General features: G+C 49.6%; 24 protein-coding genes. 8 read left to right on the top strand and 16 right to left on the bottom strand.

The features are described from left to right. Positions 1-94: 94 nt before the first annotated feature. Together DU002_RS09415 and yjgA are read right to left on the bottom strand one after the other, a co-directional pair. On the bottom strand, positions 95-2,938 hold the full coding sequence (locus DU002_RS09415; RefSeq protein ID WP_114338130.1) for an Ig-like domain-containing protein: 2,844 nt from the start codon (positions 2,936-2,938) through the stop codon (positions 95-97). Positions 2,939-2,961: 23 nt separating this feature from the next. Beyond that, the gene (gene yjgA, locus DU002_RS09420) at positions 2,962-3,489 is read right to left on the bottom strand and encodes a ribosome biogenesis factor YjgA (RefSeq protein ID WP_114338131.1); all 528 of its coding nucleotides are present in this window, start codon (positions 3,487-3,489) and stop codon (positions 2,962-2,964) included. A gap of 92 nt (positions 3,490-3,581) precedes the next feature. On the opposite strand from yjgA, the gene pmbA reads away from it, so the two are divergent. After that, entirely contained in the window at positions 3,582-4,967 is a 1,386-nt protein-coding gene (pmbA, locus tag DU002_RS09425; RefSeq protein ID WP_407642931.1) for a metalloprotease PmbA, read from the top strand. A gap of 61 nt (positions 4,968-5,028) precedes the next feature. Here the strand turns inward: pmbA and mgtE are convergent, their stop codons facing one another. From mgtE to DU002_RS09480, 11 genes are all read right to left on the bottom strand, one after another. Further along, positions 5,029-6,387, bottom strand: a complete 1,359-nt coding sequence (gene mgtE / locus DU002_RS09430) for a magnesium transporter (RefSeq protein WP_114338132.1) — start codon at positions 6,385-6,387, stop codon at positions 5,029-5,031. Between the two features lie 96 nt (positions 6,388-6,483). Further along, on the bottom strand, positions 6,484-6,762 hold the full coding sequence (locus DU002_RS09435; RefSeq protein ID WP_114338133.1) for an HPr family phosphocarrier protein: 279 nt from the start codon (positions 6,760-6,762) through the stop codon (positions 6,484-6,486). A gap of 5 nt (positions 6,763-6,767) precedes the next feature. Then, positions 6,768-7,640 (bottom strand): RNase adapter RapZ, encoded by an 873-nt coding sequence (gene rapZ, locus DU002_RS09440; RefSeq protein WP_114338134.1) that lies wholly within the window; start codon positions 7,638-7,640, stop codon positions 6,768-6,770. Further along, on the bottom strand, positions 7,637-8,086 hold the full coding sequence (gene ptsN / locus DU002_RS09445) for a PTS IIA-like nitrogen regulatory protein PtsN (RefSeq protein ID WP_114338364.1): 450 nt from the start codon (positions 8,084-8,086) through the stop codon (positions 7,637-7,639). The genes rapZ and ptsN overlap by 4 nt, the downstream gene beginning before the upstream one ends. Before the next feature lie 8 nt (positions 8,087-8,094). Then, a complete protein-coding gene (gene hpf, locus DU002_RS09450; protein WP_114338135.1) occupies positions 8,095-8,382 on the bottom strand; it encodes a ribosome hibernation promoting factor in 288 nt (95 codons plus the stop codon). Between the two features lie 31 nt (positions 8,383-8,413). Then, entirely contained in the window at positions 8,414-9,910 is a 1,497-nt protein-coding gene (locus DU002_RS09455; RefSeq protein ID WP_114338136.1) for an RNA polymerase factor sigma-54, read from the bottom strand. A gap of 89 nt (positions 9,911-9,999) precedes the next feature. Next, positions 10,000-10,725, bottom strand: a complete 726-nt coding sequence (gene lptB, locus DU002_RS09460; RefSeq protein ID WP_114338137.1) for an LPS export ABC transporter ATP-binding protein — start codon at positions 10,723-10,725, stop codon at positions 10,000-10,002. A 3-nt stretch (positions 10,726-10,728) separates the two neighbouring features. Continuing rightward, positions 10,729-11,259 carry a lipopolysaccharide transport periplasmic protein LptA gene (gene lptA / locus DU002_RS09465; RefSeq protein WP_114338138.1) on the bottom strand — a complete coding sequence of 177 codons (531 nt, stop codon included), beginning with the start codon at positions 11,257-11,259 and terminating at the stop codon, positions 10,729-10,731. After that, entirely contained in the window at positions 11,249-11,809 is a 561-nt protein-coding gene (gene lptC / locus DU002_RS09470) for an LPS export ABC transporter periplasmic protein LptC (protein WP_114338139.1), read from the bottom strand. Before lptC ends, lptA begins: the two co-directional genes overlap by 11 nt. Then, positions 11,806-12,363 carry a 3-deoxy-manno-octulosonate-8-phosphatase KdsC gene (kdsC, locus tag DU002_RS09475; protein ID WP_114338365.1) on the bottom strand — a complete coding sequence of 186 codons (558 nt, stop codon included), beginning with the start codon at positions 12,361-12,363 and terminating at the stop codon, positions 11,806-11,808. Before kdsC ends, lptC begins: the two co-directional genes overlap by 4 nt. Positions 12,364-12,404: 41 nt before the next feature. Then, positions 12,405-13,373, bottom strand: a complete 969-nt coding sequence (locus DU002_RS09480) for a calcium/sodium antiporter (RefSeq protein WP_114338140.1) — start codon at positions 13,371-13,373, stop codon at positions 12,405-12,407. Between the two features lie 222 nt (positions 13,374-13,595). Here DU002_RS09480 and mlaF point away from each other — a divergent pair, with 222 nt between their 5' ends. The 7 genes from mlaF to murA are packed head-to-tail and all read left to right on the top strand — an operon-like array spanning position 13,596 to position 18,221. Beyond that, the gene (gene mlaF / locus DU002_RS09485; protein ID WP_114338141.1) at positions 13,596-14,405 is read left to right on the top strand and encodes a phospholipid ABC transporter ATP-binding protein MlaF; all 810 of its coding nucleotides are present in this window, start codon (positions 13,596-13,598) and stop codon (positions 14,403-14,405) included. After that, on the top strand, positions 14,402-15,178 hold the full coding sequence (gene mlaE, locus DU002_RS09490) for a lipid asymmetry maintenance ABC transporter permease subunit MlaE (RefSeq protein WP_114338142.1): 777 nt from the start codon (positions 14,402-14,404) through the stop codon (positions 15,176-15,178). The genes mlaF and mlaE overlap by 4 nt, the downstream gene beginning before the upstream one ends. A 4-nt stretch (positions 15,179-15,182) precedes the next feature. After that, positions 15,183-15,671, top strand: a complete 489-nt coding sequence (mlaD, locus tag DU002_RS09495; protein ID WP_114338143.1) for an outer membrane lipid asymmetry maintenance protein MlaD — start codon at positions 15,183-15,185, stop codon at positions 15,669-15,671. A 27-nt stretch (positions 15,672-15,698) separates the two neighbouring features. Beyond that, positions 15,699-16,358, top strand: coding sequence for an MlaC/ttg2D family ABC transporter substrate-binding protein (locus DU002_RS09500; protein WP_158538017.1), 660 nt, complete (start codon positions 15,699-15,701; stop codon positions 16,356-16,358). Beyond that, on the top strand, positions 16,355-16,666 hold the full coding sequence (locus DU002_RS09505; protein WP_114338145.1) for an STAS domain-containing protein: 312 nt from the start codon (positions 16,355-16,357) through the stop codon (positions 16,664-16,666). Before DU002_RS09500 ends, DU002_RS09505 begins: the two co-directional genes overlap by 4 nt. An 18-nt stretch (positions 16,667-16,684) precedes the next feature. After that, on the top strand, positions 16,685-16,942 hold the full coding sequence (gene ibaG, locus DU002_RS09510; protein WP_114338146.1) for a BolA family iron metabolism protein IbaG: 258 nt from the start codon (positions 16,685-16,687) through the stop codon (positions 16,940-16,942). A 13-nt stretch (positions 16,943-16,955) separates the two neighbouring features. Then, complete coding sequence (gene murA / locus DU002_RS09515; protein ID WP_114338147.1) at positions 16,956-18,221, top strand: UDP-N-acetylglucosamine 1-carboxyvinyltransferase; 1,266 nt, start codon at positions 16,956-16,958, stop codon at positions 18,219-18,221. A gap of 85 nt (positions 18,222-18,306) precedes the next feature. On the opposite strand, the gene degS is transcribed toward murA, so the two are convergent. The 3 genes from degS to DU002_RS09530 all read right to left on the bottom strand — a co-directional run bounded on the left by degS (position 18,307) and on the right by DU002_RS09530 (position 21,381). After that, positions 18,307-19,404, bottom strand: a complete 1,098-nt coding sequence (gene degS, locus DU002_RS09520) for an outer membrane-stress sensor serine endopeptidase DegS (protein ID WP_114338148.1) — start codon at positions 19,402-19,404, stop codon at positions 18,307-18,309. A 113-nt stretch (positions 19,405-19,517) separates the two neighbouring features. Beyond that, the gene (locus DU002_RS09525; protein WP_114338149.1) at positions 19,518-20,873 is read right to left on the bottom strand and encodes a Do family serine endopeptidase; all 1,356 of its coding nucleotides are present in this window, start codon (positions 20,871-20,873) and stop codon (positions 19,518-19,520) included. 85 nt (positions 20,874-20,958) lie between these two features. Continuing rightward, the gene (locus tag DU002_RS09530) at positions 20,959-21,381 is read right to left on the bottom strand and encodes a YhcB family protein (protein ID WP_114338150.1); all 423 of its coding nucleotides are present in this window, start codon (positions 21,379-21,381) and stop codon (positions 20,959-20,961) included. Between the last annotated feature and the right edge of the window lie 66 nt (positions 21,382-21,447).

Genomic DNA, 21,447 nt, shown 5'->3' on the forward strand with positions numbered 1-21,447 from the left:
TTAGATTCGATTGCAAGACATCAATCGATGCTATCTCGTTAAACATAAAGCCCAGCATTTGCTGGGCTTTATTGTGATTATCGCAGGGTGAAGGTTAGAGCCCCGTCATCGTTAGCGGCACCTGTAGCACCATACCCAGTCCTTTTGGTGTGGTGATGGTGACAGTGATAAAGCCAACCTCAGTGGGATCACCCGGTGCGAGAGTATTTAGCAGGCTAAAGCTGACCGTGTCTCTATAGCTATCTGCTGAGCCAATGGCGGTACCACGGCTGTTGGCGACGGTGATGTTGGTGGTGCCGGTTAGGTCGCCTTGGTCACTGGCGACTACGATGGTTGTTCCTTCAGGGAGTATCTGATCCATACTGTCACCGATGTGAAAACTCAAGTTGGCCGCTGCGCCTGCGTTCAAAGTGACGCCGCTTGCTCCAATTACACCAGTGTTGCCAGCCCCTTGCTGTTGGGTGCTTGAGTCATCAAAACTACCATTGAGATAGTCCAGTTCCCAATTGGCTGCAGAGTCCGACATGATTAATACGATCGCTCGGCGAATATGCAGTTTATTGTTGCCGGCGTCGGCACTGCCACATAGGCTGCCGGAACACTGCGGGCCATTAAACAGGCCATCGGCAAGGTTGAAGCCGCCACTATTTGCGTAGTCTAAGAAAGGCTCGTCAGTTTCTCTGATGAAGCTTTCGTCATCATCTCGCCAAGCCTCGCTCATATCGACAAACCCTGTGACTACGCCGGGCTGGCTAAAGCCTGCGTTGACCGAGGCGCCAGCGGCAATTGCGGTGCCGTCAGCCTCATCAAATATGCCGTTGCCGTTGTTATCGAAGAAAGTCTCGTGACCCACGGCTGATGCCAGAATGGTAACGCGATGGTCGGTTGGGCGTGGATCAGTACTGGTCCAGGTGGCTTGGCAACTGCCAGATAGCGTTTGGCAGCTTGGGGTGATCTGACCTGCTTCTGCGGTAAAGTTAACCGTTGTGCCATCTGGGGCCGGATTATTGAAACTGTCAGCCAACCAGACAGTTAAGGTCACTGTTTCGCCGTTATGGCGCCATGCTTCTGGGTTGAGAATGTCAGGGGACAGAGTGAAGCTGCTTTGTTCTGCCAGCCCGGTGTTTATGGTCAATAGATCTGATTGGCTCTGTATGATGTCATTGCCTGTGAGTGGACAAGCGGTGGCATCCTGTTGTGTTTGGGCGGTGACCCTTACCGGCGTCGGCACATTCCCTGATTGCACTTTTGTGGTAACCAGACCTTCTGAGTTAGTCAGTCCTGACTGTTGGCTTAGGCTTAAGCCCCCAACCTGAGTATCCAGACTGAAGCAGACTAGACGCTGTGGTAGTAACGAGCCCTGACTGCCTTTGACTAAAAAAGTGACGGTTGAGCTTTCCTGATTGCCTTGTCCACCGGTACCTTTGAGTACGATCTGCTCGGGCTCAGCGGAGACAAACTCAATTGAGCCCAGGGCTTCTGCTTCAATGGTGAGGGTTGCCAGAGCGTTCAGCGTGCTTGAACTATTACTGACAGTGGCAAGTAAGCTGTCACTGATTTCGCCGCCACTGGCACAGCTTTGATCCTGAAAAGTCGCTTGTGCCCGTCCTGCGATGGTTTGTGCGGTGGCATCTAAGCTGGCTTTACCATCTGCTGAGCAGCCGGAAGTAAAACTGACTGTCGCAGGTTCCAATAGGGCGCTAAGGCTACCATCGTCCGCCATTTCAACTAAATCTACGGTGAGACCCACGGTACCGCCTGCACTGATGCTGTCAGTGGCTATACCAACCACGCCATTTTGAAAACTGGCCGGATCGGCTTTGTCAGGCCAGTATCCTAGCAATATGGTGTCGCCGTCGCCGATAGCGTCACGAGCAAGGATCTCATAGCTGAGGCTGGCAGATAGCGTTAAGTCGTCGACTGATACTGTGGCTATCGCTTGATCTGCACCGAGATCGGTGTCCGTTCCGGTTAGCGTCACTTCCGCCTGACCGTTCGCTGCGGTTAGGGCGGTGAAGGGGGTTAAAGTCCCTAAGCCTGCAGTGAAGCTGATCACCTGATTTTCCAGCGGTTGGCTCTCGCCATCTAACAAGGTTGCCCGTAGCTGTACGTTGCTGCCGGCATTAAATCTATTCACCGGCGTGCCGCTATCCAGCATCACTATTGCTAGGCTAGGACTCTCACCGCCGCCGATATCACCAGTGGAAGTGAATTCATAAACAGCTTGCTCACTAAGCTCACCAGTCGTTGCCGTTGCGGTTGCTGCACCAACGCTGGTGTCATCACTGCTTACTAAAACGTTGGCGATACCATTGGCGTCGGTCAGGCGAGAATCGCTGGCCAAGGTTCCCAAAGGGGCGCTGAAACTGACGATAGTATCGACAACGGGACCATCATCGTTACTTAGGCTGGCTTGCAAACAAAAGCTGCTACCAGCGACAAAACTTGGTGAGGTCGGTGACAGGCAGTCATCGGCAAGGATGGTGAGTTGTAATGCTTCGTTTGTACCGCCACTGGCGTTGACCTGAAAATTACTTGATGCAGTAAGGGTCTCTTCGCTGCTGCCATCAACGGACTCCAGTGTGGTGCTCGCGGTGAGAGTGCCGGCCCCGGTGACGCCGGTGGTTAGCAATTGCACCCTGGCTTTTCCGCCACCGTCGGTGAGGGCTGAGCTGGCGCTGAGAGAGCCTAACGAACTGCTGAAATCGACGATCTGGCCGTCGATCCCTTCGCCATACACATCGACCACTTTCGCTTCAAGCCAAGCGGTTTCGCCAGCGGTCAGAGTATTTGTGCTATCACCTTCACTGTTCCTGAGGGTTAACTCAAGCTGGTTGAATTCGTTAAAGTCGCCATCGCCGGAGCTGCCATTGCAGGCGACTAAAGAAAGTAGGGTACACAGAGTAAACAGGTAACGGGAAAGTGCTTTGCTTATCATATTGCCCGGGCCTTATTTGATTGTTATTTATCTTCACTCGCTTCGGCCAGCTCCCGCAGATAGCGGAAGAGTTCTCTGGCTGATTTCGGTGGTTTATTTTGTTGTTGTTCTTTCTTTGCTTGTCTAACGAACTGGCGCAGTCGTTGCCGATCGCTGAGTGGATAGTCAGCCATCCATTGGTTAATGGTTTCATCGCTACCGGAAATTAACTCGTCACGCCACTTTTCCAGGCGATGAAAGAGCGCATTTCCCTGCTGATGGACACTGTTCAGTTGTTCGATCGCTTGGCGGATCGCGTCGGCATCGGCATGGCGCATCAGCTTACCAATCAGTTGCAGCTGGCGGCGATAGCCCTCTCGAGTGTTGCGGATCCGTACAGCCAGTTTCACTGCATCAGCCAGTGACTCTTCTAATGGGATTTTGGCTAAATCAGCTGGCTTTAACGTGGTCAACTGTTCTCCCAGTTTTTGTAAAGCAAGCATTTCTCGCTTCTGCTGAGATTTTGAGATCAGCTCTTCGTCTGGCTGATTTTTGTCTGAGGTCTTACCCATGAAGATATTGAACTGTTTTTTTAAGGAAGATGAGTAACCTATACCACATGGATCACTGATCTATCCAGTCAGAAGCTGAGAGTTGAGGCCGATTGCAGTATTATGAGGTTAACGATACCTCAGATGGCGGAATTTTTGTGCAGCAGGACGAATTTGAACAGCAGTTACCCATATTAAAGCAAGCCGTGGAAGATGCTTTGGCGTTGGCTAAGTCTGAAGGCGTGAGTGGTGCCGAAGTGGCTATCAGCCGTCAACAGGGGTTGTCGGTGTCGATGCGCAAAGGTGAGGTCGATACGCTGGAGTTTAACCAGGATGGTGCGCTCGGGATCAGTGTCTATATGGGGCATCAGAAAGGATCTGCATCTACCTCTGATCTCAGTAAAGAGGCGTTGTCTCAGGCGGTGAAAGCAGCCGTACATATCGCAAGTCATACGTCTGAAGACCCCTGTAATGGTCCTGCTGATAAAAGCTGGTTAGCGACAGAGGTACCGGATCTGGATCTCTATCACCCACAAGCGATGGATGTGGAACATGCGATTGCGGTGGCAAGCCGTGCAGAAGCGGTTGCTCTGGCCCATGACCCTCGCATCGTCAATAGTGATGGTGCCACTTTTGGTACGCACAATGGCACCCGGGTTTACGGAAATAGCCATGGCTTTCTGCATGGCTATCGAAGCTCGCGACATAGCTTGAGCTGTGTGGTGATCGGCTCTGAAGGCGAACAGATGCAGCGAGATTATGGTTATTCTGTCGCCCGAGATCCGGCAGCGTTATGGAGTGCAGAAAAGGTTGGCGAGGAAGCCGCCCGCAAGACCGTCGAGCGCCTTGGTGGCCGCAAACTGGATACCTGCAGTGTGCCTGTATTGTTTTCGCCCGAGATGGCGGGTGGCTTTGTCAGTCATCTGGTAGCCGCTATATCTGGCAGTAACCTTTATCGTCAATCCAGCTTCCTGCTGGATCAGCTGGGCGAGAAGATATTCCCTGAGTTTTTCAATATCACCGAACGTCCGCATTTGCCAAGGGCACTTGGTAGCAGTCCATTTGATTCGGAGGGGGTTGCCACTGTTGAACGCGATATTATCAGTGATGGTGTATTGCAGAGCTATCTGTTGACCAGCTATGCGGCTCGCAAAATGGGAATGGCGTCGACCGGCCATGCTGGCGGGATCCACAATTGGCAAGTGGCCAGTACCGATGGTGATCAAAAAGCGTTGTTGCAAAAGATGGGCAAAGGCTTGTTGGTGACAGAAGTGATGGGGCAGGGCGTCAACATAGTGACTGGTGATTACTCCCGTGGTGCCGCTGGCTTTTGGGTCGAAAATGGTGAGATCCAGTTCCCGGTGGAAGAGATCACTATCGCTGGAAATCTTAAAGATATGTTCCAACAGATCGTCGCAGTGGGTAACGATGTCGATTATCGCGGCGCGATGCACTCAGGCTCTATTCTGCTGGAGAACATGCGGGTAGCGGGTAACTAATCGGCTATGCATGACAAAGGCTGTTGGCAGCAGCCTTTGTCGGTAACGCTGCCTCTAGCGGCTAGAGCAATAACCAGGTGGCAACACCCAAGAAAGCGAACAGACCGACGACATCGGTAATGGTGGTGAGCACCACGCCACCGGCCAGTGCAGGATCGATATTCATTCGCTTCATTAGCAGTGGGATCATTACACCACTGGCTCCAGCACAAACCATATTCACCAACATGGCAAACGCGATCACCGCCCCGACTCTAATATCCTGTTTCCATACTGCGACTACTGCGGCGATCAATAGTGCCCAGATCAGACCATTTAACAGCCCGATTAATGCTTCTTTGCCTAGCAGCCAGCGCGAGTTGCTGTCACCAATGTGGCCTAATGCCATGCCGCGGATCACCAGTGTTAGGGTCTGACTGCCGGCGATCCCGCCCATGCTGGGAACGATGGTCATCAATACGGCCAATGTGGCCATCTGCGCTAAGGTGTCTTCAAACAGGTTACTGACAAAGGCCGCCATGAGTGCGGTCAGGAGGTTGATCCCCAGCCATACTGTACGTCGTTTGGTACTTTTGAGGACTGGAGCAAAGGTATCTTCTTCATCATCCAGACCCGCCATGCTCATCATTGAGTGTTCTGCATCCTCGCGGATAATGTCGACGACATCATCAATAGTGATACGGCCCAGCAGGACACCTCGGTCATCAACCACGGGCGCGGAGATCCAGTTGTAACGTTCAAACATCTGGGCAACCTCCGTTTCCTCCATGTCTGCAGGGATCTTTTCTGCCCCCGTGTCCATCACATCGGCAATGGTGGCGCTGGGGTTGGCGGTAACTAAGGTGGTGAGTGAAACTTGCCCAAGTAACTCGTCTCGAAGATTAACCACATAGAGGTTATCGGTGGCTTCTGGCAGTTCGCCTTTCAAACGCAGGTAACGCAATATCACATCGACAGTGACATCAGGGCGCAGAGTGACGGTATCCGTATTCATGATCGCGCCAGCGGTCTCTTCAGGATAGGAGAGGGCGGCTTCAACCCTGTGCCTGTCCTGCGCGTCCATTTGTGCCAAAATTTCGCGATAGACGCTGTCTGGGAGACCCCGTAACAGGTTGGCTAAGTCATCGGTATCCATCCCTTCGGTGGCCGCAGCGACCAGTTCCGGGTCCATTAAGCGGATAATGCTGTCTTTTACATCTTCCGACAGCTCTTCGAGGATCTCGCCATGCAGATCAGGATCGACCAGCTGCCATAGGACCGCACGGCCCTTAGTGGGGGTTGACTCAAACAGAAGGGCGACATCAGAAGGATCCATCTCCTGCAAAATGCGGCGAACATGGATAAACATGCCGCTATCTAGGGCACTTTTTACCTCTTTTAATTTTTGTTGGGTAAGGTCTTGCTCTAAAGTTTCAGCCATCGCCTTAAGCCCTCCAATCGATTAAAAAAGTTCGATAGCGGAATTGTATCGTAACAACCAGAAAAATAGAGAGAATTTTTCTTTAACAGGTGAGGATTATTCGTTTTCGTCGAATCTGTCATTGATCAGGGACTCAACAGCATCCAATGCCTGCTGTGCTTCATCCCCTTCGGCAACGACCTGGATCTCTTGCCCCATACAGGTTTCCATCATCAGCAGTCCCATGACACTGGCGGCGGAAGCGGATTTTCCTTGATGCTCAATCATCACTTCGGCATCAAATTTGTTGACCAGCATGACTAACTTGGTTGCTGCGCGGGCATGCAAACCCAGTTTGTTTTTTATCAGTAGTTTCTTTTCAATGCGTTGTGTCATAAAGACTAATGACCTAGTTCTCGGTGACGGATCTGAATTTCGTTACGTAACTCTTTGAACTGTTTTGCCAATGTTTCGGCAATGAACACAGAACGGTGTTGTCCACCGGTGCAACCGATAGCGACGGTTACATAGCTTCGATTGTTCAGTTCCAGATGTGGCAACCAGGTATTGAGTAAGTTGTTTATCTGCCAGATGAATTTGGCCACGATAGGTTGGCGGCTAAAAAACTGCTCAACAGGGGCATCTAATCCGGTCATGGGGCGTAGTTCTGGTTCCCAATGGGGGTTGGGCAAGAATCGTGCATCAAACACATAATCAGCGTCTTGCGGAATACCGTATTTAAAGCCAAAGGACTCAAATACTAAAACCAGATGGCGATCAGCATTGCCTAGTAACCGTTCTCGCACCAGATCGCTGAGCTGATGTATCGACAACTGAGAGCTGTCTATCTGAAGATCGGCACGGGAGATAAGCGGTTCAAGTAAGCGCTGCTCTGCTTCAATCGCTTGCTCCAGAGATACACCATGTTTGGAGAGTGGGTGGAGCCGTCGAGTTTCGCTAAAGCGCTGGATCAATGCACTTTGCTGCGCATCCATAAACAGAACCGTACAGCGGCATTGCTGACATAAAAGGTCGAGAATTGTTTCCAGCGTATGAGGGTCTTCGGGCAGGTTTCTGACGTCAATGCTGACGGCGATATCGCTATAGTGCCCACTTACTTGAGCAACCAGTGTCGGTAGCATGGCTACCGGCAGGTTGTCGACACAGTAGTGACCTAAATCCTCCAATACGCGAAGCGCAACACTTTTGCCTGAGCCTGAGCGGCCACTGACAATCGTTAGTTTGGGTTTTGCGGCCACGTCAGTGCTGGTCATGAATCGGTGATAATTTCGTATAATTGTTGATCGTTAGCGGCACAACGGAGCTGTTTGAGGACTTGTTTATCTGACAATTTGGCGGCGATAGCCGACAAGGTCTTCAGATGTTCCTGACAACTCTGTTCTGGAACCAAGAGGGCGAAAATCAGATCCACCGGTTTGTTATCAATTGCATCAAAGGCGATAGGCTCATCGCACTGCAATAACACGGCGACTGCTTTATTGGCGTTAGTGATCCTACCGTGGGGAATGGCAATGCCGTTACCTATACCGGTACTGCCTTTCTTTTCACGTTCTAGAATACTTTCGAAAATGGCTTTGTGGCCATGTTCTGGCAAGTGTTTGGCTGCCAATTCACTGGCCATTTCTAATATTCGTTTCTTACTTGAACCATGGACTGCACTTCGGGTGCAGTCCAGGCTAAGTATGGATGATATATCCATAGACATCTCTAGTGAGCATTTAGCTTTTCTTTGTGTTTTATTACTTGCCGATCGAGTTTATCGATCAACGAGTCAATAGCTGCATACATATCACGATGCTCTGCATTCGCAAAGATCTCTCCACCATTTAGGTGCAGTGTGGCTTCGGCTTTTTGGGTTAATTTCTCAACATTGAGGATCACGTGGACATTGTTGATGTGGTCAAAGTGGCGCTCTAATTTACTAAATTTTCCGTCGACATACTCTCGCAGAGAGTCTGTTACTTCTACATGATGGCCGGTAAGATTGATTTGCATAGACCTCATCCTTATTTAGTTTTATTGCCTGCTATAGCAGGCTTTTTCGCTGATTTGACGGTGGAATAGACAAGGATTCCCGATACTTCGCAATGGTTCTCCGCGCTATCTGAATTCCCTGATCTGCCAGTAGGTCAGCAATCTTGCTATCTGACAAAGGCTTATTAGGGATTTCTGCCGCCACAAGTTTCTTGATTAACGCTCTAATTGCCGTTGAAGAACATTCTCCGCCACTTTCAGTACTGACATGACTGGAGAAGAAATACTTGAGTTCGAAAATACCCCGCGGGGTATGCATATATTTTTGTGTGGTTACCCGAGAGATGGTGGACTCGTGCATATCAACCGCTAAGGCAATATCATTGAGTACCATTGGCTTCATCGCTTCATCGCCGTACTCAAAGAAGTCGCGTTGGAACTGTACGATACAGTTGGCGACCTTGAGTAGGGTGTCGTTACGACTTTCCAGACTTTTGATGAACCACTTCGCTTCCTGCAGATGAGAGCGTATATATTGACTGTCAGTAGTGTTCTTTACCGTCCGGCTCATCGCTGCGTATTGCTGATTTACTTTCAGCTTGGGTACCGAGTCAGGGTTTAGCTCAACCACCCAACGTCCAGCTTTTTTCATTACCGACACATCGGGGATTACATATTGCTCATCACCGCTGATCACTGCGCTGCCGGGGCGCGGATTCAACGACTGGATCACCCGCAGAACTTCACGTAGCTGGTCTTCTTTCAGTTTGGTCTTGCGCATCAATTGGCGATAATCCCGGCTGGCTAGCAGGTCAATATACTGACCAATAACCTGGCGGCACTCTTTTAGCCAAGGTGTCTCTTTGGCAAACTGATTGAGTTGTACCAGCAGGCACTCCTGCAATGTGCGGGCACCTACGCCAATAGGGTCGAACAGTTGTACTCGCTTAATGACCGCTTCTATTTCATCAAGTTCGATATCTTCCTGCCCTAAAGAAGCAAGAATATCGTCGGCGGTGACCGTCAGGTAACCCGATTCATCAATCCCATCGATTATCGATGTCGCAATGGCTCTGTCGACATCTGTGAACGGGGTTAATTGCATCTGCCATTCCAGATGATCTTGCAACGACTCTGTGGTTTCGCCTTGATAGGTAAAGTCGGCGTCATCACTGAACGAGGAACCTGAAACGGGCGCTGCTGAAAGGTGGTCATCCCAGGTTGTATCGGTAGGCAGTTCTTCATTGATTTGTTGTTGGTTGAGCGCCTCAGATGTTTCCATGGCTGCATCTTCGCGCTCTTCCGACTGATTATTTTCAGCATTAGCCGTGGTTTGTTCCAGCTTGTCAGTCGCGGTATGGCTTTCACCATTAACTTGCTCACTGGTTTCTTCCGCTTCGTTTTGCTCGAGTAGCGGATTATTATCCAGCGCTTCTTGGATCTCTTGCTGAAGGTCGAGCGTCGACAATTGCAATAGCCGGATTGCTTGCTGCAATTGCGGCGTCATGGTGAGTTGCTGACCTAAACGTAACTGTAATGACGGTTTCATCTACTTCCGTGACATTTAAAATAATGCTGTTGCTGTCATCGTTAATCGGCACTCAAAAGAGCCCGATGTATCAACGCTGGTTACTTACACTATAGCCGGAATTGTTCCCCGAGATATACGTCTCGTACCTTTTGGTCGGCTAACACTTGTTCCGGTTTTCCTTCGGCGATTAACTCTCCGTGGCTAACGATATAAGCATATTCGCACACATCGAGTGTTTCTCGCACGTTATGATCAGTGATCAATACACCGAGACCACGGTCTCTTAGGTGTTGAATAATCTTTTTTATATCTGTGACTGAGATAGGGTCTACGCCAGCGAAAGGCTCATCCAGCAGCACGAACCTAGGTTCCACAGCCAGCGCTCTGGCTATCTCTACTCGACGGCGTTCACCACCTGACAGTGACATACCTAAGCTATCTCTTATGTGAGTGATGCTAAACTCTTCTAGCAGATGTTCCAAGGTTTCCGTGCGCTGTAACCGGCTTAACTCTGGACGGGTTTGCAGTACTGCCATGATGTTGTCAGCGACACTGAGTTTACGAAAGATGGAGGACTCCTGTGGCAGGTAACCGATCCCCTTGCGCGCTCTGATATGCATGGGTGAAAGGGTCACATCTTCATCGTCAATCGTGATGCGCCCTTTATCGTTGGGTACCAGTCCAACCACCATATAGAAGGTGGTTGTTTTACCGGCCCCATTCGGTCCCAATAAGCCAACTATTTGGCCATCATTCAGCGCTAAAGAGACATTCTTAACTACCTGTCTATCTTTGTAGCTCTTGGCTAATTGACTGGCTTTCAATGTCGCCATGGTTTATTCCTTACTTTCGCCGAGCTGTTGTTGCAGCTGTTCGGGGAGAAAAATGGTTGTCACGCGATCATCTTTATCTGTGCCACTTTCTGCGACCATTTTTTGTTTGGCGATATCGTAATGAATAGTTTCGCCTTTCACGACGCTGTCTTGCTGCGTCAGTACCGCTGCACCAGTTAATTGGATAGTGTTATCTGCTAATCGGTAACGGATCTCTGCAGCTTCGGCATGCATTTTTTGACCACTTTCCAAGACCTGACTGAACTTCGCTGGTTTACCGACTGCGATGAGCACCTCTTTTCCTGCGCCCGCGGATTGCTCAACCTGCAAAGTGTCGGCAAAGATCTGTAATGTGCCTTGATTTACCGTGACGTCGTCAAAGAAGGAAATAATGCCTTTTTGAATATCGATACTTTGGCGTTTTGCATCCACGCGGACTTCTTTATTAAAGTCACTTTCAACGGCGCTTAGGGAAGCCGATGTGGTCAGCAATAAGCCGACTAAGCTGAAGGTGAATCTATTTTTAAGGTTCATAGGTCGCTTTTACATCATTTAGCACTTCGATGTGCTCTTGTTCGACGTTGCCCTTTAATCCAACTCCATCGAGTCGGTAGCCAGGCCCTTTTACTGTGACTGGTTGATCACTGCTGACATCATTGGTTGTCAGGTCTATGTCAACATAATCTGTCAGTAAGGTATTGGTTTGATTCTGTGCTGTTAGCATGGTGATCACAACATCTTCTGATAAACGCAGTAGGTTGTTTTGCTCTAATTCACCATGGCTTGCGTTTAAGGTCCAACCAGAACGCTTACCGCTTGGGTAGACGACTAACTTGGGCGCATCAAATTGCGTGAGAGTCATCGAACCATTGTAATACTTCATGTTGCTGGCCCAGATTTGATTCTCTAGCTGACCCTCTTGGTTGTAAATCCTGCTGCGCAGTGTTTTGGCCGTATAGTCAGGCCGCTGTTGTCCCTGATTCTCCGCATTAATATCGATCTCGGACTTTAGCAAACTCTGATAGTAGTAGAGCCCTATGGCAGCCCCAAACAGTATGACGGTAAAAAGAATAACCCGGTTCATATGCTCAAACCTTGGCTTGTCTCTAATTTGTCTTGTGCTTGCAAAATTAGATCGCACACCTCTCTCACTGCTCCTCGTCCACCGGGGATCACGGTTTTATAGTGGCTAAAGCGATGGAGCATGGGGTGAGCATCTTGCACGCTGATGGCGAGTCCGACCTGTTGCATCACCGGGGCATCAACCAGATCATCGCCAATATAAGCGCACTGCTCTGGCGTTAAGTTGGTCGTGGTAAGAAGGCTGGAGAATGCTTGCACTTTGTTATCTTGGCCTTGGAAAATATGAGCAACACCCAAAGCGGTCATGCGCTGTTCAACGATATTCGATTGTCTACCTGTGATGACGGCAACCGCGACGTCTGAGGATTGCAGTGCTTTAATGCCATACCCATCTCGAGTGTGGAAAGCTTTCAGTTCTTCGCCATCGTTGCCAAGATAAATTCGGCCATCGGAGAACACGCCGTCAACATCGCAAATCAGTAGTCGAATTCGCGCTGCTTTTGCCAAGATGTCGGCTTTAACATGGCCATAAAGTGTCTGAACGGTTTCTGTCATCACTTCTCTCAACATGCTTCTTTGGTGCGCTATAGCCAAGCTTAGCGTAAGTTACTGAATAAAAGGATCTGGTAACCGATAAAGCAGGCAGCTAATAGGCCGCCTTCCCATTTGGCCAATATCCGTTTACCACGCCAGCCATAACAAAAAATGAACAGCAACACCGTTAACCCAATCATTATCGGTATATCGCGATACAAGGCTTGCTCGTCTATTTTACCTGGTGCCAATAGCGCTGGCATGGCAAGTACAGCAAACAAATTGAAGATATTTGAACCGATAATATTACCCAGTGCCAAATCGCCTTCATTTCGCAGGGCGCCGGCCACACTGGCGGCTAACTCCGGCAAGCTGGTGCCAATGGCGATGATCGTTAAGCCAATGACTAGATCACTGACACCAAAATAGTGGGCCAGTTCAACCGCGTTTGTGACGAGTAGCTCACTGCTGCCTAATAACAGTAGAAGTCCAATGGCCAGCCACAAGATGGCTTTGGCTGTGGGAAGATCGCTTGGGATCTCTGCTTCAGCCTCCGTAATCAGGGGATCTCCAGCCTTGGCTTCCTGCATCGATATACGCATCATCAAACCAGTAAATGCAATCAGACCGGCAACTAACAAACAACCATCAATGATGCTGAGGTTGAGATCGAGAAACATCGCACTGACACCAAACGTGATTAGCAGCAAGAGCGGGAACTCACGTTTGAGAGTGGCAGAGGATACTTTCAACGGGCGTACTAAGGCGGTAATTCCCAATACCATGGCTATATTAGTAATGTTGGAACCTAATGCGTTACCCACCGCCGTGTCGGGGTTGCCATTCAGGGAGGCCGATGCCGCCACGAGCATTTCTGGCGCAGAAGAGCCGAAAGCGACAACAGTTAAGCCAATGACAAGGGGGGATATTCCAAGGTTTCGAGCCAGCCCGGCTGCGCCATAGACAAATTTGTCTGCGCTCCAAACCAGCACTATGAGGGAAACTATGACAATGAGAGCCGGAATTAGCATAAGGTTTTAATCTTTGACCGTTGATAAAAGATGCAAGGAAAGCGCCATTTTGGTGGCAGAGAGTGACATTTTTTTAATGATATGTCGAACATAGCAATAATCAGAAACAGTTTTTTGAATAGTTTTCGATTTGGTCGCGAGACGTAAAAAGGATACAATCAGCGGCCCGCTAAAGGGACAATGCGGCCAACTGGCCCCGAGAGTCGGTAGAGGTTATGGAGCATGGCAACTGAAAACGTTGTTGATATACGCAATCTTACATTTCGTCGTGGCCAGAGATTTATCTATAAAGATCTGAATTTGACCATTCCCCGTGGCAAAGTGGTTGCCATTATGGGGCCTAGTGGTATCGGCAAAACGACCCTCTTGCGTCTGATTGGTGGCCAACTAACACCGACTAAAGGCGAGGTGTTGTTCGACGGTGACGACATTCCAAGCATGAGCCGACACCAGCTTTATGAGGCTCGGAAGCGGATGAGCATGCTTTTTCAAAGCGGCGCTTTGTTTACCGAGCAGGACGTTTTTGACAATGTGGCGTTTCCTATTCGCGAACACACTGCCCTACCAGAAGAGTTGATTCGTTCTATCGTATTAATGAAGCTTGAAGCTGTGGGGTTAAGAGGGGCTAGGGATTTGATGCCGAGTGAGCTCTCTGGTGGCATGGCGCGCCGAGCCGCACTCGCTCGGGCAATTGCATTAGATCCTGACCTGATCATGTACGATGAACCGTTTGCTGGCCAGGATCCAATTTCTCTGGGAATATTGGTTAAGTTAATCCGGTCACTTAATAGTGCATTAAATATGACGTCCATTGTGGTAACCCATGATGTGCCGGAAGTGATGAGTATCGCCGACTACGTTTATATTATTGCTGACCAAAAGGTGATTGGTCAGGGCACACCAGAACGGATTCGACAATCAGAGTCGCCGCTGGTACGCCAGTTTTTAGATGGTGCCCATGATGGTCCTGTGCCATTTCATTTTCCTGCGAATAGTTTTGCAGAGGATCTTAAGGGAGTTGATCCGAAGTGATTGAGAGAATTCGTCTCTTAGGCGTCGGCGTATTGGATAGTTTGGCGGGCGCAGGCAGGGCTACTTTATTGTTGACCGCTGTGCTGTTCGGGCGTTTTTCTATACGCCGTGGCTTTCCACTGCTGATTAAGCAGATTTATATCACCGGCGTTTTGTCGATGTTGATTGTCTTAGTATCAGGGCTGTTTATTGGCATGGTACTGGGATTGCAAGCCTATAATGTATTGGTGGACTACAGTGCAGAAGCCAGCATTGGACCTATGGTTGCTCTAGCCCTTTTAAGGGAACTTGGCCCTGTGGTTACCGCACTGCTGTTTGCCGGTAGAGCGGGTTCGGCCATGACCGCTGAAATCGGTTTAATGAAAGCCACTGAGCAGCTCTCTAGTTTGGAGATGATGGCTGTCGACCCGTTGAAGCGGATCGTCGCTCCTCGCTTTTGGTCTGGCATCATTAGCATGCCGTTATTGGCATTGATGTTTAGTAGCGTGGGTATTTTTGGCGGCTACCTTGTTGGTGTAGAGTGGCTGGGAGTTGATAGTGGCACATTTTGGTCGGTGATGAACTCTTCCGTTGAATGGCGGGAAGACATTGGCAATGGAATTATCAAGAGCGCAGCGTTTGCGCTGGTAGTGACCTGGATTGCGGTTTTCAAGGGATATGATGCAGTGCCTACTTCTGAAGGGATAAGTAGGGCAACCACTGAAACCGTTGTTCATTCTTCGTTAGCGGTGCTAGGACTCGACTTTGTCCTTACCGCGCTTATGTTCGGGTAAATGGATGCAAAATAGTAAGCGTTTTGATCAGCGTAAAATCGAGATATTGGTTGGCTTTTTCGTTCTGACCAGTTTTCTGGCGCTACTTATGTTGTCACTGAAAGTGGCAACCTCTGAGTTAAGTACCAGCACGAACTCGTACACGCTGTTTGCTAAGTTCGACAATATTGGTGGTTTGAAAGTACGTGCGCCGATTAAAGTTGGTGGCGTTGTTATTGGTCGGGTGGCTTCCATTGCCCTTGATCCAACAGATTGGGTGCCTGTGGTGGAGATGCGTTTAGATGCTGACTATAACCGCTTTACCGATTCTACATCCGCATCGATTTTGACATCTGGACTGCTCGGCGAGCAGTACATTGGCCTGCAGCCAGGCTTTGAAGAGTTTGAAGAAGAGAGTATCTACTTAGCCGATGGCGATAAGATCCCAGATACCAAGTCGGCACTGGTATTGGAAGACCTCATTGGGCAGTTTCTCTATAGTCAATCCAAGTAGATAGCGAGCATGGCAACAGTGTATTCAATGATATTTAAACTTACTTCCTTTTTATCAGCATGGTTACTGCTGGTTACTGCTGCTGTCGCTGAACCGCTGCCAACGGAACTGAGGGATGATCCTTTTAAGCTCGCGCAAGCAGTGTCGAAGCGAACCTTTGGGCGTATTAATACTGAACAGGAACAGCTGCTTGCACAGCCTGAATTGCTTAAGGAGATTGTGCGCGAAGAGCTCATCCCTTATGCCGACTATCGTTTTGCCGCATATAAAGTGATCGGTCAGAGTGAATTGAAAAAATCATCCAAAGAGCAGCGCGATCGCTTTGTGGAAGCATTTAAAGAGAACCTTATAGTTACCTATGCTCAGCTTTTTACTGAGTACAATGGCCAGAAGGTTGCTTTTTTACCTGGCGCGTTATCAGATGAAAACTACGCCACGGTTAAGACACTGATCCAAGAGCCTGGAAGGCCAGATATCAGCGTTGACTTCAAAATGCGCCGCAACAAAAAAACAGGTCAATGGCTAGCTTATGACATGGTGGCTGAAAATCTCAGTATGTTGAGCCAGAAAGAGGCTGAATTGCGAGGTCTTATCAGACAGCAAGGGTTGGATGCGGTCACCGATTTGCTGATAGAGAAGAACCAGACCAAGATCGAGTTTCAATCTGAGTCGGAGGAGGCCAAATGAGTGCAACCTTTGAGCGGGTTAAGGCCAGCCATTTTCAGATTAGCGGTAAGCTAGATCGCCTATCGGTTCCTACCCTTTGGGACAAACGTGAAAGCCTCTGCTGTGGCGAAGGCATTACCTATGTCGACCTGTCAGGGCTTGAGCACTGTGATAGTGCTGGTATGGCCTTTCTTTTCGAGTTATTTGCCTGTCAAAGCCGTCATGGGCGCGTGCTTAATTTTGTTAATGCGCCAGAACAATTGATGCGTTTAGTCGAAGTTTCTGATCTTAACGATATCCTTCCGATTGAAGCGGCTAAAGCCGCCTGATCTTTCCAAGAGGTTGTAATGGATAACACTGAAATTCAGTCATTACTGACTGATGCACTGTCGCTGGATGAAGTACATGTAAAAAGCGACGGTAGTCATTATGAAATTATTGCTGTCGGTGCCTGTTTTGAAGGTATGCGATCAGTGAAGCGTCAGCAGACGGTTTATGGCCCTTTGATGGCTACGATCGCTGCCGGTGACATGCACGCAGTTTCGATTAAAGCGTTTACCGTTGATGAATGGCAACGGGAACGTAAGTTGATGATGCCCTCATAGTAAGTCGTATGTAATGGATAGATTGTTAGTTGAAAAAAGCGGTCCTCTGCATGGTGATGTGACCATCTCTGGGGCTAAGAACGCCGCTCTGCCTATTTTATTTGCCACCCTGCTATGCGGTGAGCCGCTGGTTGTTAACAACGTACCTCGCTTGCGAGATATCAATACTACGTTGGCTCTGCTTGGCCGTATGGGGGTTGATGCGAACTGGAGTGGTGACAATCAAGTTACTATCGATGCCTCGAGTTTGACCAGCCATGAAGCGCCTTATGATCTGGTGAAAACCATGCGCGCATCTATTCTGGCGTTGGGGCCTTTGGTCGCTCGTGGCGGTAAGGCGCGGGTTTCGTTACCGGGTGGCTGTGCTATTGGTGCGCGTCCAGTGAATTTGCATATTCATGGGCTAGAGTTGATGGGCGCTGATATTCAGGTGGAGGGCGGTTATATCAATGCCACCGCACCTGAAGGTGGCTTGCGTGGGGCGACTATTTTTCTCGATACCGTCAGTGTGACAGGTACAGAAAACTTGATGGCTGCCGCCGTCCTTGCCAACGGTAAAACGATAATTGAAAACGCGGCTCGTGAGCCGGAAGTGACAGATTTAGCCAACTTCCTAAACTCACTTGGGGCGAAGATCAGTGGTGCCGGGACAGATAGAATAGAGATTGAAGGCGTAAAAGCGCTACACGGTGGAAGTTATGCGGTGTTACCTGATCGCATAGAGACTGGCACCTTTTTGGTGGCAGCGGCTGTCTCCGGCGGTGATGTCACTTGCCGCAATACCGATGCGCGTTTATTGGAACCTGTTATCGCTAAACTGCAAGAAGCAGGGGCAAAGGTCACTTTTGCTGATGACTGGATCCGATTAGATATGCGTGCTCGCCAACTCAAGGCTGTAAGCATACGTACAGCACCACACCCTGGCTTCCCTACGGATATGCAGGCACAGTTTACTGTGCTTAATATTCTGGCGGATGGCAGTGGCAAAGTGACAGAAACGATTTTTGAGAATCGTTTTATGCATGTGCCGGAACTATGCCGCATGGGTGCTGACATTGAACTGGAAGGCAACACTGCTATTTGTCATCACACTGACGAATTGACAGGTGCAGAAGTGATGGCCACCGATCTTCGAGCGTCAGCTTGCTTGGTGATAGCCGGTATGATGGCCGCTGGGCAAACGGTTGTCGACCGTATCTATCATTTAGATCGCGGGTACGAGGCGATAGAGAAGAAGTTGGGCGGCTTAGGCGCGACAATCACTCGCGTCAAAGCCTGATAGATTCTCGTCTTGATATACCAATAAAAAAGCTGCCCTCAATGGCAGCTTTTTTATTTATCCACATTCAATTGAGCAAAAGTGGCTAGTTGTTGCGCGCCAGTGCTGGTGGCTCATGCACTTGAACCGGGATGTTGAGGCGCTCGCCACGCCTGACCACAGTGATATTTACCGTGGCACCAGGTCTGGTTTCTGCAATCCGATCCATTGCATCATGGACACCAGCGACAGCTATATCGTCCATCTTGATCATTACGTCATTACGGAGCAGTCCCGCTCTTGCTGCTGGGCCGTCCGGCTCCATGTTGTCAATTACAACGCCGGTTAATGTACCTAGCTTTAACTGCTTAGCGTGTACAGGGTTAACTTGTTGCCCAGTGATCCCCAAATAACCTCGTATGACGCGCCCATCGGAAATTAATTTGTTCATGATCTTATGGGCTAACGCATAGGGAATGGCGAAGCTGATCCCTTGGCTCTCAACATTGGGGCTGGTGTAATAGGCTGCCGTGTTGATGCCGACAAGCTCACCCAGGCTATTGACCAGCGCACCGCCAGAGTTACCGCGATTAATTGCAGCATCGGTTTGCAGAAAGTCTTGATAGCTGGTGGAAGCCATACCACTGCGCCCTGTGGCACTGACGATCCCTTGGGTGATCGTCTGACCCAGGTTGTATGGGTTACCGATGGCCAATACCACATCACCGACCATGGCCACTGTGTCTCTATTTTGTGGGATCACAGGAAGATCGTCAGATTCAATATAGAGCACGGCAAGATCGGTATAGATATCACTGCCAATGAGCTCGGCGGTAAATATTCGCCCATCCTGCAGCGCCACAATAATTTGATCGGCATCGGCAATTACATGGTAATTGGTGAGTATATAGCCCTTTTTGCTCATCAATACGCCAGAGCCTAAGCCTTGCGGGCGGAGTTGTGCTGGTTGCGAGTCGGTGACCGATCGTAGGCTGCGGGTATAGACATTGACGACCGCAGGCGCCGCTCGCCTAACCCCTTCAGCAAAAGATATTGCTGCAGGTTGACTGCTGATCAGCAGACTCCCGCCGCTTCCCTGCTCACGCAGGTTTGGTAGTAGCAGCAATAAGATTGCCGCAATGGCGAGGCCAAAAACGATGCTTTTGCCCAAATAGGAGGCGAAAGAGGCAAATCGAGAGATCATGGATATGAAATTCCTTTAGGTACAATCGCAGGATAGCACTGCCACTAAAGAAAAGGGAGTAAGACACGCTCTGGTGGAGCGTGTCTTAACAGATCTTAGTTGATTATCGGGTGTTACCGGACAACTAAGTACATACGTTGGCCGTTCCGTTGAATGTTCAGGGCCAATACGGATGGCTGCTGCTCCAGAATTTGGCGTAGCCCCTTCAGGTTGGTTACTGGCTGTTTATTGAGGCCGAGAATGATGTCGCCCTCTTTAAAGCCGATTTGTGATGCTGGCGACCGGGGGGCGACCTTTTCTACGATCACTCCTGGTTGTTTATCGCTATCTTCACTGTTTCGCAGTACCGCACCTTCGAAAGCGGGATGGAGCGCCTGTGCTTGCACTCGTGCTTCCTCTGCCTCTTTCAGGGTGACTTTAAAGTCAGTCAATTTACCATCGCGGATCACACCCAGCGTAACCTGGCTGCCAGCGCCGCGGGTAGCTATTTTGGCTCGCAGTTCGCCAAAGCTTTTGATCATACTACCGTCAACACTGACCACGATATCACCAGCTTTTATCCCTGCAGCCTCTGCGGCCGATCCTTCAAACACCTGATTAACAAAGGCTCCGTGTTTGGTGTCGTAGCCAAACGCTTCTGCTAAGTCTGGGGTGAGTTCGCCACCAGATACGCCGAGTACACCGCGTCTAACTTCACCGAACTCGATAAATTGTGAGACCAAGTCATTCACCATATCGATCGGGATGGCGAAGCCGATGCCAACATTGCCGCCGTTAGGGGCAACGATCGCTGTATTGATCCCGACCAGTTCACCATTGAGATTAACTAATGCGCCGCCAGAGTTACCCGAGTTGATGGCTGCATCGGTTTGGATAAAGTTTTCATATTGGCCGATGTTAAGGTTAGAGCGACCTAGGGCGCTGATGATCCCTGAGGTAGCTGTTTGTCCTAAGCCAAAAGGGTTGCCCACGGCCACCACAAAGTCGCCAACACGCAACTGACTTGCATTGGCGCGGGGCAGCGCGACTAAATTATCTTGGTCTACCTGTAACAGTGCGATATCGGATTCTTCATCTGAACCAATAACGCGGGCATCGAGCTCTCGCCCATCTTGCAACGTCACCATGATCTTATCTGCGCTGTCGATAACATGGTGATTGGTGACTATGTAGCCTTTGTCACTGTCAATAATGACCCCAGAGCCGAGTCCGCGAAATGGTCGCTCTTGTACCTGCTCGCGCGGGGCTCCGAAGAAGTATTGATAGATATCCGGAACCCTTTGTTTCGCCGTATGAGTTCCAGATACGGAAATGTCGACGACGGCTGGAGTGACTTTTTCCAGCATAGGAGCAAGGCTAGGAACTGGTTGCCCTTCGACGGAGAGGGGAAGAGAAGCTGCGGCTTCTGTTGGGGTAACGATAAGCGTGGCGCATAGCGCCAACGAGGCAAGAGACAGCAAACGTTTCATACTGATTTCATTCTCCCTAATGGTGTTTGATTGTTGCTACATCACAAACAGACAGAGGGAAGCGGGGATAAGTTCCCCGCTTTGGTTAACTTACAGGCTCTTTCTGTTTGTCTTTTTCCGTACCACTGATCAGGCCTGACGGTGAACCAGAGTAATCTCGAGGCTGCTGCCACTCTTCGTCATCTTCTGCCGTTAACGCTTTATTTTGTTGCTCCAGCGCTTCTAGCTCAGGTAACTCGGCCCGGCTCTTTTCATCAAGCAGGGCATGAGCACTCTCGGTCAACTGACCACATAATTTGCGGTAATTGTCATTGGCCTGTTCAAGCAATTCAGCCGTCGCGGCGAAATGATCCGACACTTCTTGCTTATATTGCTCTAATTCAAATTGGGTCGCTTCCAGTGCTTTTTCAACCGAAGCTTTACCGGAACCTTCATTGGTGGAGCGTGAAAAATACCAACCCGCCAAGAAGCCTACGACTATAGATAAAATTCCAACTAACCAGATCATTCAGCGCGTACTCCGTTTCGTTCAGTAGGCTATGCCCAAGATCACAATATACCTCGGTCAGAATCA

The sequence above is a fragment of the Corallincola holothuriorum genome, assembly GCF_003336225.1.
Lineage (GTDB): Bacteria > Pseudomonadota > Gammaproteobacteria > Enterobacterales > Neiellaceae > Corallincola > Corallincola holothuriorum.

Excerpts from the sequence above, each read along its gene's own strand:
- murA (WP_114338147.1), top strand. The coding sequence starts at position 16,956 with ATGGATAGATTGTTAGTTGAAAAAAGCGGTCCTCTGCATGGTGATGTG.
- DU002_RS09500 (WP_158538017.1), top strand. The coding sequence starts at position 15,699 with ATGATATTTAAACTTACTTCCTTTTTATCAGCATGGTTACTGCTGGTT.
- DU002_RS09435 (WP_114338133.1), bottom strand. The coding sequence starts at position 6,762 with ATGACACAACGCATTGAAAAGAAACTACTGATAAAAAACAAACTGGGT.
- DU002_RS09415 (WP_114338130.1), bottom strand. The coding sequence starts at position 2,938 with ATGATAAGCAAAGCACTTTCCCGTTACCTGTTTACTCTGTGTACCCTA.
- mlaD (WP_114338143.1), top strand. The coding sequence starts at position 15,183 with ATGCAAAATAGTAAGCGTTTTGATCAGCGTAAAATCGAGATATTGGTT.
- hpf (WP_114338135.1), bottom strand. The coding sequence starts at position 8,382 with ATGCAAATCAATCTTACCGGCCATCATGTAGAAGTAACAGACTCTCTG.
- kdsC (WP_114338365.1), bottom strand. The coding sequence starts at position 12,363 with ATGACAGAAACCGTTCAGACACTTTATGGCCATGTTAAAGCCGACATC.
- DU002_RS09525 (WP_114338149.1), bottom strand. The coding sequence starts at position 20,873 with ATGAAACGTTTGCTGTCTCTTGCCTCGTTGGCGCTATGCGCCACGCTT.
- mlaF (WP_114338141.1), top strand. The coding sequence starts at position 13,596 with ATGGCAACTGAAAACGTTGTTGATATACGCAATCTTACATTTCGTCGT.
- ibaG (WP_114338146.1), top strand. The coding sequence starts at position 16,685 with ATGGATAACACTGAAATTCAGTCATTACTGACTGATGCACTGTCGCTG.
- DU002_RS09505 (WP_114338145.1), top strand. The coding sequence starts at position 16,355 with ATGAGTGCAACCTTTGAGCGGGTTAAGGCCAGCCATTTTCAGATTAGC.
- mgtE (WP_114338132.1), bottom strand. The coding sequence starts at position 6,387 with ATGGCTGAAACTTTAGAGCAAGACCTTACCCAACAAAAATTAAAAGAG.
- ptsN (WP_114338364.1), bottom strand. The coding sequence starts at position 8,086 with ATGGATATATCATCCATACTTAGCCTGGACTGCACCCGAAGTGCAGTC.
- lptA (WP_114338138.1), bottom strand. The coding sequence starts at position 11,259 with ATGAACCTTAAAAATAGATTCACCTTCAGCTTAGTCGGCTTATTGCTG.
- DU002_RS09480 (WP_114338140.1), bottom strand. The coding sequence starts at position 13,373 with ATGCTAATTCCGGCTCTCATTGTCATAGTTTCCCTCATAGTGCTGGTT.
- degS (WP_114338148.1), bottom strand. The coding sequence starts at position 19,404 with ATGATCTCTCGATTTGCCTCTTTCGCCTCCTATTTGGGCAAAAGCATC.
- DU002_RS09530 (WP_114338150.1), bottom strand. The coding sequence starts at position 21,381 with ATGATCTGGTTAGTTGGAATTTTATCTATAGTCGTAGGCTTCTTGGCG.
- lptC (WP_114338139.1), bottom strand. The coding sequence starts at position 11,809 with ATGAACCGGGTTATTCTTTTTACCGTCATACTGTTTGGGGCTGCCATA.
- rapZ (WP_114338134.1), bottom strand. The coding sequence starts at position 7,640 with ATGACCAGCACTGACGTGGCCGCAAAACCCAAACTAACGATTGTCAGT.
- yjgA (WP_114338131.1), bottom strand. The coding sequence starts at position 3,489 with ATGGGTAAGACCTCAGACAAAAATCAGCCAGACGAAGAGCTGATCTCA.
- lptB (WP_114338137.1), bottom strand. The coding sequence starts at position 10,725 with ATGGCGACATTGAAAGCCAGTCAATTAGCCAAGAGCTACAAAGATAGA.
- DU002_RS09455 (WP_114338136.1), bottom strand. The coding sequence starts at position 9,910 with ATGAAACCGTCATTACAGTTACGTTTAGGTCAGCAACTCACCATGACG.